Origin of the sequence: Psychrobacter piechaudii (genome assembly GCF_900162825.1) — a bacterium.
In the GTDB taxonomy this organism is placed as follows: domain Bacteria; phylum Pseudomonadota; class Gammaproteobacteria; order Pseudomonadales; family Moraxellaceae; genus Psychrobacter; species Psychrobacter piechaudii.
The window spans coordinates 1-13476 of record NZ_FUGE01000102.1; the positions used below are offsets into that span (position 1 = coordinate 1).

11 protein-coding genes and 1 pseudogene are annotated in these 13476 nt (G+C 43.3%); 6 read left to right on the forward strand and 6 right to left on the reverse strand.

The genetic code is table 11. The features are described 5' to 3' along the window. Positions 1 to 262, reverse strand: a pseudogene (locus A1019T_RS04845) (RNA-guided endonuclease InsQ/TnpB family protein); the annotation flags it as partial. Positions 263 to 598: 336 nt separating this feature from the next. On the opposite strand from A1019T_RS04845, the gene A1019T_RS04850 reads away from it, so the two are divergent. The 4 genes from A1019T_RS04850 (at position 599) to A1019T_RS04865 (ending at position 4903) form a co-directional block, all read left to right on the forward strand. Beyond that, positions 599 to 1789: a hypothetical protein gene (locus tag A1019T_RS04850; protein ID WP_077447781.1), complete on the forward strand. Its 1191-nt coding sequence runs from the start codon at positions 599 to 601 to the stop codon at positions 1787 to 1789. A 290-nt stretch (positions 1790 to 2079) separates the two neighbouring features. Beyond that, entirely contained in the window at positions 2080 to 2340 is a 261-nt protein-coding gene (locus A1019T_RS04855; RefSeq protein WP_077447780.1) for a DUF4212 domain-containing protein, read from the forward strand. 3 nt (positions 2341 to 2343) lie between these two features. Further along, positions 2344 to 4212, forward strand: coding sequence for a sodium:solute symporter family protein (locus tag A1019T_RS04860; RefSeq protein WP_077450670.1), 1869 nt, complete (start codon positions 2344 to 2346; stop codon positions 4210 to 4212). A 160-nt stretch (positions 4213 to 4372) separates the two neighbouring features. Next, entirely contained in the window at positions 4373 to 4903 is a 531-nt protein-coding gene (locus tag A1019T_RS04865; protein ID WP_077450671.1) for a hypothetical protein, read from the forward strand. A gap of 29 nt (positions 4904 to 4932) precedes the next feature. On the opposite strand, the gene A1019T_RS04870 is transcribed toward A1019T_RS04865, so the two are convergent. Then, positions 4933 to 5286, reverse strand: coding sequence for a ComEA family DNA-binding protein (locus tag A1019T_RS04870; protein WP_341864623.1), 354 nt, complete (start codon positions 5284 to 5286; stop codon positions 4933 to 4935). Beyond that, on the reverse strand, positions 5279 to 6067 hold the full coding sequence (gene mazG / locus A1019T_RS04875; RefSeq protein WP_208608033.1) for a nucleoside triphosphate pyrophosphohydrolase: 789 nt from the start codon (positions 6065 to 6067) through the stop codon (positions 5279 to 5281). The genes A1019T_RS04870 and mazG overlap by 8 nt, the downstream gene beginning before the upstream one ends. Positions 6068 to 6359: 292 nt before the next feature. On the opposite strand from mazG, the gene A1019T_RS04880 reads away from it, so the two are divergent. Both A1019T_RS04880 and A1019T_RS04885 read left to right on the forward strand, forming a co-directional pair. Further along, positions 6360 to 7652, forward strand: coding sequence for a nucleotide sugar dehydrogenase (locus tag A1019T_RS04880; protein WP_244156542.1), 1293 nt, complete (start codon positions 6360 to 6362; stop codon positions 7650 to 7652). A gap of 102 nt (positions 7653 to 7754) precedes the next feature. Continuing rightward, complete coding sequence (locus A1019T_RS04885; RefSeq protein WP_077450673.1) at positions 7755 to 9233, forward strand: phosphohexomutase domain-containing protein; 1479 nt, start codon at positions 7755 to 7757, stop codon at positions 9231 to 9233. Between the two features lie 129 nt (positions 9234 to 9362). On the opposite strand, the gene A1019T_RS04890 is transcribed toward A1019T_RS04885, so the two are convergent. From A1019T_RS04890 to A1019T_RS04900, 3 genes are read right to left on the reverse strand one after another with little or no spacing between them, the layout of a single operon-like run. Then, positions 9363 to 10700: a UDP-glucose/GDP-mannose dehydrogenase family protein gene (locus A1019T_RS04890; RefSeq protein ID WP_077450674.1), complete on the reverse strand. Its 1338-nt coding sequence runs from the start codon at positions 10698 to 10700 to the stop codon at positions 9363 to 9365. A 55-nt stretch (positions 10701 to 10755) separates the two neighbouring features. Continuing rightward, positions 10756 to 12435, reverse strand: coding sequence for a glucose-6-phosphate isomerase (pgi, locus tag A1019T_RS04895; RefSeq protein ID WP_077450696.1), 1680 nt, complete (start codon positions 12433 to 12435; stop codon positions 10756 to 10758). Positions 12436 to 12464: 29 nt separating this feature from the next. Further along, positions 12465 to 13343 carry a UTP--glucose-1-phosphate uridylyltransferase gene (locus A1019T_RS04900; protein ID WP_077450675.1) on the reverse strand — a complete coding sequence of 293 codons (879 nt, stop codon included), beginning with the start codon at positions 13341 to 13343 and terminating at the stop codon, positions 12465 to 12467. Positions 13344 to 13476 lie beyond the last annotated feature (133 nt).

Sequence of the window (13476 nt, forward strand, 5' to 3'; positions counted from 1 at the left end):
TAAGTTTGGCTTTTTTAAATTGTTTACGTGATTTAGCGTGTGTCTCATTGATAGCCTGTAAGGTCTGACTGTGTAATCCTAAATACTCACCGCTACCTTTGGTGTACTCACTTAGATCATAAGCACTAAAAAACTTACCGGTACGTTTTAGATGCTCAAAACTTAACGCATTGACATAGTTCCACACGAAGTTTACCGAACCGCTTAGACGATTCAGCTCTTTTATGTGTTTGTCTTTAATGCGTAGCTTGAGTGTTTTCATATATTCAGTATGGCAAGATTAATTTTAGCTTACAACCCTTTAACGGCTTCTTACGACAGTGTGTGTCGCCTTATATCCACCCCCTGAAGTGGGTGGTTTTACGGCGACTGGTGATAACCCGAATCTCAATTCTTTTCCCTAACCCATTGATTATAGAAGGCTTAAGAATTCATCTTATCAGTTCGAATCTTCCTAAGCCTTTATTTTTGGCAAGTTACAAAGAGTTGAAAGTGGAATATCAACAATAAATGACAGTTGTTGTCGCCTTATATCCGGTTTTTGGGCAACTCATGATAAAATCGTCGATTATATCATCACTAACACAAAAGGAATGCCATGAAAAACTCAAAAAATCTTAAAAACAATACTTCTAAAGACAAGAAAACCTCATTAAAGCAGAGTTCTAGCACATCACTAACCAGTAACTCGTTGCTAAAATCCACTGACACTAATTCCCAAAAACACAAAATAAACCAATTATGGGAGAAAATATTAAAGCAAAAACAGCGTAATCAAGACTATATTTCCAAAATGGATAGCCACCTAGGGTTATACCACCAAGCGATTGCTCCTACAAAAGTAGAATATTTATTACCTTCTTTGGTCTCTCTCATTACACGATTAATAGAGCTTTTTGAACGTAAGACCATTAGTGATTGGCAACGAACGTTTATAATTGATTGGATAGGAGATCTACTTGAAGATGTAATGGATATCAGCCCTGATATAGGAATGCAGCTACAATTAAAAGCTTCAAATGCTACTCAAAAAGTCATCAAGTACAAACTATCTGATGAGGAGTCCGAAGAATTCGAACAGCATATGCAAAACACCTTTAAAACCTTGGTTGAAGACATGTATGGAGGACCAGTTCCCACACCAGAAGAGGGCTGGGATTTTGAGAATATAACCCATATACTTGAAGGTTTTAGTGAAGCTCAGTTTTTTGAACAAAATGAGGGTAGTATTGATGAAGAAAAACCTATTATCAATAACCATTCAACTGCTGACGCCGACTCTGATTTTAGAAAGTGGTTCAATCAAATGTTTCGTCGTACAGCTAAAGCCTTACACCCTGACAAACAAAGTAATGACACTGTACGAGAACGAAATCAAGCTATTATGGCAGAATTAAGTCATGCAAAAGCAACAGGGGATATTGTTACTATCATTCAGTTATATATGACTCATGTTGGAGACAATCAGTTTAATGCTTTCTCGGAGCTTGATGAAGCTCGCCTTATTAATGCTCTCAATCAGCAACTCACCAAACTCAAAGTGGAGTTTATTGAGCTAAAAGATGAAACGGTATTAACTGATTATGCTATTAAGCGTTTGAAAAAATGTGCTAAAAATCCGAAAAAACTCCAAGAGTGGATTGATGAAATCAAAGCACAAGCAGTCAAGTTAGATGAAACCCGAGCCAAGTTGAAAAGCCTTAAGGCACTAAAGCAAGAAATAGAAGTCATGATTCAAGAACAAGAATCTTATTACTTACAAGCACAGTTCAAACAGCTATTTGACTGATCTTTGGGCCGTGCTTCAAAAAGTATGCTGTCAATAGTCTGCTAGCAAATTCGTGTAGATACCTATGCCTCTATTCATAGTGGATTTCTTCCAAGTTCTGTTAAAATAATTATTGCTATCTCTATATGACGGCTGTAAACTAAAAAACAAGCAGTAACTATTTTGATACGATCTCGGTTACTTTAAAAGGGTTGTTGACACAATCCTTACACTATATTTTGCAACTGCAGGAAGCAGTTTTCCCTTAAGGGGGCTCCCTCCCCCTTTCATTGACAAAAGGAGTTTGTCTTATGAGTCCCTCACAAGATTCTTCAGGCTACTGGAAAGCCAACATCCGTTTGATCCTCATCTGTCTATTTATCTGGGCTTTTTGCTCTTATGGTATGGGTATTTTATTCCGTCCTTTATTGTCAGGCATAACCTTCGGTGGTGCTGATCTTGGTTTCTGGTTTGCCCAACAAGGCTCAATTATTACCTTTATTATTTTGATCTTCTTCTACGCTTGGCGTATGAATAAGCTAGATAAACAATACGGCTTAGATGAGGAGTAGATTATGAGTCAATTCACCATTAATATTTTATTTGTTGGAGCCTCTTTTCTACTCTACTTTGCTATCGCTATTTGGGCTAGAGCTGGCTCTACCAAAGAATTCTACGTGGCTGGGGGTGGTGTTCACCCCGTATTAAACGGTATGGCAACTGGTGCTGACTGGATGAGTGCCGCCTCTTTTATCTCCATGGCAGGAATGTTGGCCGCTGGCGGTTATGGAGCTTCCACCTATCTAATGGGCTGGACTGGTGGCTATGTTCTTTTGGCTATGTTACTAGCGCCTTACTTACGTAAATTTGGTAAGTACACAGTGCCAGATTTCATCGGCGATCGCTTCTATTCTAAGGGTGCAGCTTTAGTCGCTGTGGCCTGTTTAATTATTGCCTCTACTACGTATGTTATCGGTCAGATGACAGGCGCTGGTGTGGCCTTCTCACGCTTTTTAGAAGTAGACAATACCACGGGGCTGATGATTGCCGCTGTGGTGGTCTTCTTCTATGCCGTATTGGGCGGTATGAAAGGTATTACCTATACTCAGGTTGCTCAGTATGTGGTCCTAATTATTGCTTATACCATTCCTGCCGTATTCATCTCTCTTGAATTAACCGGCAACCCTATCCCAGGCTTAGGGATGTTCTCAACCCATACTGAATCGGGTATCCCATTACTTACTAAGCTTGACCAAGTAGTTACCGATTTAGGATTTACGGCTTATACTGCTGATGTGCCTAATAAATTAAATATGGTGCTATTCACCTTATCGTTAATGATTGGTACTGCCGGTCTACCGCACGTTATCATTCGCTTCTTTACGGTCCCTAAAGTAGCGGATGCGCGCTGGTCTGCAGGTTGGGCATTGGTATTTATTGCCCTGCTATATTTTACCGCGCCTGCTGTGGGCGCTATGGCCCGCTTAAACCTTATGAATACTGTTTATCCTCAAGGTGCGGATGCCCCTGCCCTACGTTATGAAGATCGTCCAAGTTGGATGCAGACTTGGGAAGAAACAGGTCTTATCAAATATAATGACTTAAACGGCGATGGTCGTATCCAAATGTATAGTGATAGTGGCTTAGGTGCAGCGCAAGTAGCGTTGGCTACTGCTCAAAATGAAGGGGGCGATGTTGCCGCTGCTACAGCTGCTGTTGAAGAAGCGAAAGTGGCGCATGCTGCAGAGCTCGAAGGTAAATTTACTAATGCAGGCTGGGCAGGTAACGAGCTAGATGTGAACAATGACATCATGGTACTGGCCAACCCTGAGATTGCCAATTTACCACCTTGGGTCATTGGTTTAATTGCAGCAGGCGGCTTGGCCGCGGCTTTATCTACCGCAGCAGGTCTGCTATTGGCCATCTCTTCTGCCATCAGCCATGACTTAGTCAAGCGTAACTTTAATCCTGATATTACTGATAAAGGTGAGCTATTGGTAGCCCGTATCTCAATGGCAGTTGCTATTGTAGTTGCGACCTACTTAGGCATTAATCCACCAGGTTTTGCGGCGCAAGTGGTGGCTCTGGCCTTTGGTATCGCTGGTGCTTCGCTGTTCCCTGCGTTAATGATGGGTATTTTCTCAAAACGCATTAATAACTATGGGGCTATCGTAGGCATGTTAGCCGGTTTAATCACTACTTTGGTCTATATCTTTGTGTATAAAGGTTGGTTCTTTATCCCAGATACTGCCAACTTCCCTGATACCGCTGAGTACTGGTTATTTGGCATCTCGCCAATGTCGTTTGGTGCCGTTGGTGCTCTAATTAACTTTATCTTAGCCTTCTTGGTGTCTTCAATGACTGAAGCTCCTCCAGTACATATTCAGCAACTGGTTGAAAGCGTCCGCTCTCCTCGCGGTGCTGGGGCAGCTATTGATCATTGATATTAAAAGAATGACCGTCTATTTTTCTTAACTGCAAAATAACTCAGTGGCCCACCCACTGAGTTACCCAAAAAGATGAATAGGTCACTTAAGCGGCTTATTCATCTTTTGTTTATTAATACTAGCCATTTTTTGACTCACTGACCTCGGACTCCTGCCCATGATTTATGAATTTATTGCCACGATAACTGCAGGCTTTGGTATGGCTGGTATCGCCATGATTATCCGCCATCTTACTAAGTTTGCGGGCAAACAGGCCCCAAAATGGCTCATTCCCATTTTTGCAGCGATCGGCATTTTAGGCTTTCAAATTCATCAAGAATACAATTGGCAACAGCAGCAGATAGACAGGCTACCTGAACAAGTAAAAGTGGTAAAGACAGTTGAAGGACAGGCTTGGTATCGCCCTTGGAGCTACCTAAAACCGCAAGTAATTCGCTTTATGGCGGTTGAGGCAGGCGAGCCGCTTGGCTCTGATATTAATCCGACCACAGCAGATATTAGACGCAGTAATATCTACTTGTTTGAAAGACGCATTAGCACCAAAATCATTCCACAGCTGGTCAACTGCCAACAACCTGCCATCACCAGCTTAACCACCAAAGCCCCTTTGTCTGCCGCTACTTTTAAACAGCTGCAATGGCAACCTTTAGCCGCTGACGATGAGATTTTGCAAGTAGTTTGTCAGTAATCCGCTTTTGGTACTGGCGCAGCCTATGACTACTCCACACTCATCCGAGCTCTATTTTTGGCCACAGTTCTATCACCAATGCCTTTCACTTTTGTCAGCTCATCAATAGAAGCAAATGGCCCAAAGGCCTCTCTATATAACATGATCTGCTGCGCCTTACTGCTACCGATGCCTTTTAATTGTGTTAATTCGCCCTCAGCTGCAGTATTTAAATTAATAACCCCACTTTGCTTAACCAGTTGTTTATTCTGCTGCTGATTTATTAAATACGTATAGGCTTGATTTGCATCGGCAAAGCATTGCTGCGCCCAAGCATTTGAGGTTAAGACTAACTGAAGTATCAATAATATCCCGAGAACTACTGCTCTAATGGGATTATTCATGCTGTTTGGCCAGCTCCCACAATGCATCCATTTCCTCTAAGCTACTTTCTTCAGCCGTTTTACCTTGCTTCGCCAATTCTGCTTCTATGAAACCAAAGCGTGAGCGAAACTTATGCACGCAGGTCAAGGTGGCCGCTTCGGCATCTAGGTTCAGCTTGCGTGCCACATTCACTAAGCCAAAGATACAATCGCCAAGCTCTTTTTCCAGCTCCTGTTTCTGAGTGGCATCTACCTTCTCGCCGGCTTGGGGCAAGATTTGCTTTAATTCGGCGATTTCCTCCTCTAGCTTCTCTATCGCGCCGGCCACTCCTTCCCAATCAAAGCCCAGCTTACTAGCGGCTTGTTGTAAGCTTTGCGCCTGCATCAGCGCACTACCGGCTTTAACAGCATCTAAACTGCGTTTGGGCTTACCGCGACGCTCTCGCTCGGCATTTTCTATAGCCTTAATCTCATCCCAACGTTTTTTTACTGCGGCTTCATCAGGCAGCTTATCAGCTTCAAACACATGCGGATGACGGCGAATCAGTTTACTTTGCAGGACATAAATCACATCGCCCAAATCAAACTGATGCTGCTCGGCATAGATTTGACAATGAAAAATCACTTGTAATAGTACATCGCCAAGCTCGCCTTTGATGTCTTCAATATCGCCCTCTTGAATCGCTTCAGCGAGCTCGTATGCTTCTTCTATCGCATAAGGAATCAAGCTGTGATTGGTCTGCTTAATATCCCAAGGACAGTCGGCCCGCAGTCTGGCCATCAAAGCCAATAAGTCGCTCATATCAGAGCTGGGCTCTGGAGTTCCGGTCACTGGGGCTGGTGCTGTTATTGATGCATCGTTTGATGAATAGTTTAATGCGCTGGTTGGTGCGGATTTTGGTGATTGAGACATGGCCCTATTACCTTTGTAAAATTAAAAATTACTGTATATAGATATAGTTAAGCTAGCTACTACTTTGAGTGTGATACCTGAAGTGTATCATTTTACAATTGTAATTACGGTTTCATCAGCATATAGTAAACTTCATAATAACAGCTCAGTAATACACTTTTTAAATAAGAAGAAAAAAGACATGACCGATAAAATAATTCACCCTGCTCCTCTGGATAATGCAACAAACATAACTTCAAATGATACTTCACCTAACCACGATACTTTACCCTCTTTAACCAACATTGTGGTTATTGGCGCAGGCTACGTGGGCTTATCCAATGCCGTTTTATTGGCCCAGAAACATCTAAATACCCAAGTCACGCTGTTTGACATCGACCAAAATAAGATAGAGCTGTTACAACAAAATAAATCTCCGCTACAAGACACTGAGATTTGTGATTATCTGGCCAATAAACCGCTTAATTTAACCGCCACGTCGCAATCAGAATCAGTGATAGATAATCAGGGCATTTATCAAAATAGTGATCTAGTAATTATTGCCACCCCGACTAACTATGATGTGGCTTCAGGAAAATTTGATACCTCCTCGGTTGAAGCTAGTATTGCTGCGGTCCGAGAGCAAAACGCTATTGTGCCCATCGTCATTAAGTCGACCATTCCCATTGGCTTTACCGACAGCATGCGTCAGCAATTTGACAGCCAAATTCTATTTATGCCGGAGTTTTTACGTGAAGGCCAAGCCCTGTATGACAACTTATATCCGTCACGTATCATTGTTGGCGCAACCAAGCAGCAAGCCTTAGCAACGGCCTTAATGCGCTTATATCAACAAGCCAGCCTAACACCTGAGGTGGCGACCCTTATGATGCCACCGACTGAAGCTGAAGCGGTGAAGCTATTTGCCAACAGCTATCTGGCTACCCGAATTGCTTTTTTTAATGAATTAGACAGCTTTGCTGAGAAGCATGAGTTAAACAGCCAATCAATTATTACAGGCGTTGGCTTAGATCCCCGTATTGGTCAGCATTATAACAACCCGTCATTTGGTTATGGCGGCTATTGCCTCCCTAAAGATACACAGCAACTTAAAGCCAATTACGCCGGTATTCCCGCCAACTTAATCCATGCTGTGGTCGATGCCAATAATACGCGTAAGCGCTTTATCGCCCGTCAAATTATTGATAAAAACCCCAATCAAGTAGGGATTTATCGACTAAGCATGAAAAAAGATGCTGACAATTTTAGAGATTCGGCAGTGCTTGACGTAATTAATACCCTCAAGCAGCATGGTATGAGTATCACTATCTATGAGCCGGCTTTAGACACCGACAGCTTTGAAGGTTGCCAGGTGATTAATGAGTTAGACCGCTTTAAACAGCAAAACGACTTGATTGTTGCCAACCGCTGGCACGATGAGTTATCTGATGTCAAAGCTAAGGTTTACTCAAGAGATGTGTTTGGCTATAGTTAGCCCCGACATCCAAGCTTGTTTATGGCTTAAGAGTTTTAGCTATTTTATCGCTGATTATTTAATATTTTTTATTGCTAATCGATTTTACAAAAAAGGCTGCACATGACCACACCTAGTATTTCTGACACTCTTAATAAAAATAATGATACTTTAACCCATCGCCCCATTACTTCCTTTAAAGCTTATGACATTCGCGGTGAGCTCGGCGTTAATCTAGATGAAGACATTGCTTATCGTATCGGCCGTGCTTTTGCTCAGATTTTAGCCTGTCAAAAAGCGGACAGTGAAGGTGATGAGAGCTTAGAGAACAGCATTGTTATCGGCTGCGACATCCGTGACTCAAGTGAAACATTAAAGCAGGCGACCATTCGCGGTATTGTTGATGCAGGCGTTGATGTGATTGATCTAGGCATGACCGGTACCGAAGAGGTGTATTTTGCCACCAGCCATTATAATGCGTTAGGTGGTATTGAAGTCACCGCCAGTCACAACCCCATCAATTACAATGGGCTAAAACTGGTGCGTGAAGGTTCAAGGCCGATTAGTGCGGACTCTGGTCTGGCAGAGATTCAAGCTTTGGCAGAACAAGGTAGCTTTGCTGCCTCTGATCAATTAGGTAAAGTAGTAGAGAAGTTTGATAAAACTGCCTATGTCGATCACTTAATGAGCTTTATCGATACCGATAAGCTAGTACCGTTAAAGATTGTCATTAACTCAGGTAATGGCAGTGCTGGACCGACCGTAGATCTGTTACAGCAGCGTTTACAACAAAAAAATGCCCCCATTGAGATTATTAAAGTACACCACACCCCAGATGGCAGTTTCCCCAATGGCATCCCCAATCCTATGATTTTGGCCAACCGTGACTCTACCAAACAAGCGGTTATTGATAATAAAGCCGACTTAGGTATCGCCTTCGATGGCGACTTTGATCGCTGCTTCTTATTTGATGCTCAAGGTGAGTTTGTCGAAGGCAGTTATGTGGTTGGGATGCTCGCCCAAGCCTTCTTACAAAAGCATCCCGGTGCGGCCATCGTTTATGACCCTCGCGTGCTTTATAACACCGAAGCACTTATCGCAGAGGGTGATGGTGAGGCAGTGATTAGCAAATCAGGCCACTCTTTTATTAAGCAAGTCATGCGTGAATCAGGAGCCGTCTATGGCGGTGAAATGAGTGCTCACCACTACTTCCGTGACTTCTTTTATTGCGACAGCGGTATGATTCCTTGGCTACTAACCATTGAGCTGTTATCGACCACCGGCAAATCATTAGGTCAATTGGTCAATGAGCGTATCAGCGCCTACCCAAGCTCAGGCGAGATTAACTTTAAACTGACCCAAGCCAGCAGCGATGAAATCATTAGCGCCATTGAAGACTACTTTAGTACGCAAAACCCCGATAAAAACACTTTGGATGGGCTGAGTCTAGACTTTGGCCAGTGGCGTTTTAATATTCGTGCCTCCAACACTGAACCCTTAATTCGTCTCAATATCGAGACCAAGGGTGATGAAGCTTTATTGACTGAAAAAACTGCCCAAATTAAGCAGTGGTTGGCCACACAAGGGGCTAAGCTTGCTTAGATCTGATTTTTAAGTTGTCAGGTAAAGCTTTATTCACTAAAAACTGGCTTGAAAAATCCCGTTAACCAATTTTGGATTAACGGGATTTTTGCTTTTTGCTTGCACCCTAAAGCCTGAAACAAAAACTGCCTACTTACTGCGGCCAATACCTTGATAATCACCAGTCAGTGACTGTATTTGATCCTTAGTAAACGCATTTTGGGCATCAAATACCGGTATCACCACCTCATTAAGGGCACTGATTGGTAGACGCTTGGTCTCTGGCCATGACAATACAAATAAGGCATCACAATCCGCCAACTGCTCGGTTGGACTCTCAATGAACTGCAATAAAGGCTGATCAGGATATAGTCCTGCCAACTCGCTTTTCGCCTCTGATGCATAAACCTGAGTGGTAATGTTATAAGACCACAGCAAAGTTAATAACGGGTGAATAGCCGCTTCAGAGGTGCGACCTGAACCTGATTTATAGCTTGCACCCCAAATAGAGACCTGTTTATTCTCAATAGCCCCATCAAAATACTGCCAAAATTTACGGAAAATAAGCTCCTTTTGATCATTATTGATAAGATCCACCGCTTGCATTAAACGGTGATCTACTTGAGTGTGCGCCAAGGTTTGCTGTAATGCGTTAATCTCAGCCGGCAAGGTTGTGCCACCAAAGCCCCACCCTGCCTTCAGGTAGCTACTACCAATACGAGTGTCTAACCCCATAATGTCAGCCACTTCTTGAATATCTACCCCTTGATGATCAGCGAGTCTGGACCACTCGTTCATAAAGCTAACCCGAGTGGCAAGCATACTCATGATGGCACTACGCGAGAATTCGATAGTCGCAATATCACTGATATAACTGCGCTGAGCTTGAGCAATTAAGGGTTGTAATATCGCCACTTTATCTATTGAGTCGGCTGTCTTTTCTCCCATCAGCCATAGCTTAGGCGAAAGCATTGAAAGGTAGGCGCTACCGTCTTGTAAAAATACAAAGGGTACGTAATAAACCCAAGGACGTTGACAATAATCAGCAATATTGGCAAAAACTCCCAAAGTGCTAATACCACTTATGATCACTGGAGTTTGACTGGGAACTTGGCTTTCATTCATCTGAGTTACCCAAGCCGGCTTATTGTCACTACTCTGACACCAAGTCTCAGGCAAGTCACTATGAAACAGCCAGTATAAACTCGCAACTTGCTGAGTAAATACTTCAGTCGCTTGTTCTGGAATAGGCTGTACCACGATATTTTTTTGGTTTAGATACAGCTGCCATAAAGCTTGCTGCTGATACTCGAATTTATAGTTGGTCAAGGTATGTTCTAGCTGTTGTTGATTGGTATACAAGCTGACCTTATTTCCCAAACTCACCATCACTGTAGCAGTGGTAATGGCATCAATTGAGTGACCCACAATTACGCACGGGTTGTCTTCTGAGCTTTTACTGGTCTTAACATAGGCGGGCATGTTCATCAAATATCATCCTTTTTATTGTTTTTCATAACTTTATTATTGTTAATGCTCACGCTTACTTTTCTTCAATTTGTTTATTAATATGCTGTAATAAAGCCTGAGTAGAGCTGTCAAAAGTGGCTTGTTCTTCTACAGCTGCACTTGACTCAGGTTTTACTAAATGAATATGAGCAAAGACTTCATCAGCCACTTTTTTACCCATCTCCACACCCCATTGATCAAATGGATTAATGTCCCAAAGACTGGCCATGACAAACACTTTATGTTCATACAAAGCAATTAAGGCACCAAAGCTAGTTGGCGTCAGCTCATCCAATAAAATAGTGGTCGATGGCTGATTGCCGCGATAGCGTTTGAATTTGTCCAATTCTGATACTTCTTGCCCAGGTTTAGCAGCAAGCGCCTCGTTACCAAAAGCTAGAACGCGACTTTGCGCCAAGCAGTTGGCCAACGACAAAGCATGTTGACGCTTTAGTTCACTAGATTCAGAATCTTGATAATAATTGACGCAGGCAATGAAATCACAAGATACTTTTTGGGTGCCTTGATGCAGCAGTTGATAAAAAGCATGCTGCGCATTAGAGCCAATTTCTCCCCATAAAATTGGGCAGGTGGCATAGGTTACAGGCTGACCGTCATGGGTCACTGACTTACCATTACTCTCCATTTCAAGCTGGGTTAAGTAGCTTGGAAAGTATTTAAGACGACCATCATAAGGTAGCACGGTATGGGCATTAATATCTAAAAAGGTACTGTTCCAGACCCCAATCAATCCCAATAACACCGGTAAATTCTGATCAAAGTCAGCATGTAAAAAATGCTGATCCATCGCATAGGAGCCTTGCAGCATTTCATTGAAGCGCTCAGTACCGATGCGAATAGCCACTGCTAAGCCAATGGCCGACCACATTGAGAAACGGCCTCCAACCCAGTCCCAGAGCTTCAATTGGTGCTCTGGGGCAATTCCCCAAGCACTGACTCTCTCAGGATTAGCAGAAATACCAATAAAATGTCGGCGCAGTAAGGTGGTTTTACTGGCTCCTGTGCTCAGCAGCCACGCTCGAGCCGTCTCCGCGTTAGATAAGGTATCCACAGTACCAAAGGACTTAGAGGAGATGATAAATAACGTCGTTTCTGGATTAAGGCGCTCCAACAAGCTACCCAATTGAGTGCCATCCATATTAGACACAAAGTGGACTTCAATGTCACTGTCTGCCCACTCATCGAGCGCAGTATTGGCCATAACCGGGCCCAAATCTGAGCCACCTACCCCAATATTAACCACATCGGTAATGGCTTTACCCGAGTAACCGCGCCAGATACCATTGCGGATTCGGCTCACCAAGTCTGCTGCTTTATCTAGGCTATCATGGACCTCTGCCACCACATCTACACCTTGGTGGGATAGGTTGGCGGTCTTTGGCAGACGCAGGGCAGTGTGTAGCGCCGCTCTATCCTCACTACTGTTTACCTTGTCGCCTTGATACAGGCTGTGGATTCTTTGCTGCAAGCCACAAGCTTCCGCTAACTGAATCAGTTGATTCTTGACGGATTCATCTAACAACTGCTTGGAGTAATCAAAATAAACCCCTGCCGCCTGGACGCTAAACTTTTGTGCTCTATCTTGCTGCTGATCAAATAGCTGCGTTAAAGACCAAGGCTTTTGTGCTAACTGTTGTAGCTGTTGCCACTCAGGCAATTGAGTGGGTAAAGAATTATTTCTGCTGGCGTTCATCATAGTAAAGGGACTCGATAGGGCTAAGGTTAGGCTTGTAACTGCTGCTCAGCAAAGTAGATAAAGGCCTTCATATAGCTGGTCATATCGCCTGCATCAAAGCTTTCGCCCAGCATAGTGGTGATATCTACCCCTTGAGTACTGATTAGCGCATCAATGGCATCGGTCAGCTGAATCTCACCGCCCACTGAAGGCTTTGTCTCGGCTAAATAATCAAAAATAGAAGCGGTAAAGACATAACGCCCCACCACGGCCAAGTTAGAAGGCGCATCCGCTAACTGTGGTTTTTCGACAAAGCCTGCTACTGCAAAGTTGGCATTTTTATCATCAGATAATTGTTCCAGTTGATCGGCCTCTTTTAGCTTAGCAATACCATATTTATGCACGTCTTCGTCAGCCACAGCACTCACTAAGATTTGAGAATGGTTACTTTGCTCAAAGCTCTGAATCATATAGGCCAGGTTGTCTTTGTCCATATCGGTAGTGAATGGGTTAAGCACCACGTCAGGCAGCAATACCGCAAAAGGATTGTCGCCTACGATAGGACGCGCCTTTAATACCGCATGGCCTAGGCCTAAGGGCTTGCCCTGACGAATCATAGATACTGACACATCCTCTGGTAACCAGTTTAAGCTATCAGCAAGCTCCTCTTTACCCTTAGCCCGTAGCTGATTGTCTAGCTCAGCATTGACATCAAAGTAGTTCTCGATGGCGCTTTTTTGGGCATGACCCACCAACACAATGTGCTTAATACCTGCAGCAATGGCCTCTTCAATGACGTAATGAATGGCCGGACGATTGCCTAGTGGTAACAGCTCTTTGGGCACAGACTTTGATAAAGGCAACATACGGGTACCGAAGCCGGCAACAGGGATAACAGCATGAGTAACTTGAGTGGTCATAAGCATCCAACTTTGATAAATTTAGAATTTATATTTGGTATAAGGTTCATCTCATATTGTAGCAAACTTTAGCCCTTATTCAGTGAACAAGGGTCAATTATTACGATATCCACCCAAGCTAAAAAAAACAAAAGCTAAA